Source organism: Streptomyces sp. NPDC006624 (genome assembly GCF_040611555.1).
Classification (GTDB): domain Bacteria; phylum Actinomycetota; class Actinomycetes; order Streptomycetales; family Streptomycetaceae; genus Streptomyces.
Map to the genome: position 1 here is coordinate 1 of NZ_JBEXOM010000096.1, position 1,102 is coordinate 1,102.

The window sequence follows — 1,102 nt, forward strand, 5'->3', positions numbered from 1 at the left end:
GGCATTACGCCGCGTACAAAATGGTGTCGTTCTTGGCTTCAGCCAGCTCCATCACTCGACTGATGATGGCATCTCGTTTCCTCACCAGGCCAGACACATTTGCAAACTGCGGCGCCAGTAGAACCAGTTGCACCTCGGCTTTGAGCTTGTTGCGTGCCGGAATGCTCTCCCAGAACCCGGTCAGCTTCAGTTCGCGCTCCACCGCGTTGTAAACCTGCTGGGTCAGGTCCACCAGTACGGCGATGCGCTCGTCCGGTTTGCCGGCGTAGTCGGGGTGTTGGTTCATTACACCGCCCAGTTCAGTTTGGAACAGGCGGAAGAACGGCATTTGCTTCTTGCGGTGCAGTCCGTAGGTGGGCTCCTTGCCGGCATCCTTGATGCGTTGGCGAAGCTTCTCCAGCTCCTCATAGATCTTCTGCCAGTTGTCCTTGAACTCGGCAAAAATCGCAGCCATTGCCTCGGCGAACGAAGCCTGCAAATCCGGATCATCGTCCAGCTCAACGTCCAGATGATGGCGGATGGCGTGCTCCACCTCGGCGGCTTTGGTCTTGTTGCGCTTGTGTTCCCTGACGTCCTTCTCGAAATCCTCGTCCAGAATGGAGATGGGTGCGATCTTGATATCGATGCCGTTGGAAGCAAGATGCGCATCGGCAATCGCACGCAGCTTGGGCGGTATGCCTTGCATGCTCAAGCGCGCATCACGGAAATGCTTGCCGGCCAGAATGTTGACCTCGTTGAGCGATTGAAAGTCGTGTATGTAAGCCAGCGCTTCCTTGGCAGGGAACAGCGTGTTCAGCGCACGTGCGAACTTCTTGAACGCCAGCATGAAGGAAAAGCGGACGTCCTCATCGTAGAACACGTCGAAGCACGCATCGTGGTCGGTTAAGTCGGTAAGGCCGTGTTTTTTCAGTAGCGCCATGATCTCCGCGTGTGCGGCCTGCAACTCGCGCAGCTCCCGTTCGGGGAAGCTCAAGCAGTTGGTGATCTGCTTCTGCTCGCGCTCGTCGTAGTTGTGCAGCGCCTTTTTCAGGTGGTGGCCCACGCCAACGTAATCGACGATGAAACCCTTGTCCTTGGTTGCACCGCCCACGCGATTCACACG

1 protein-coding gene is annotated in these 1,102 nt (G+C 57.0%); it reads right to left on the reverse strand.

Annotated elements, in window-relative coordinates; translation table 11 throughout:
* Positions 1–4: 4 nt before the first annotated feature.
* Positions 5–1,102 (reverse strand): hypothetical protein (locus ABZY20_RS37410; RefSeq protein ID WP_356448020.1); only part of this gene is annotated, 1,098 nt, incomplete at its 5' end.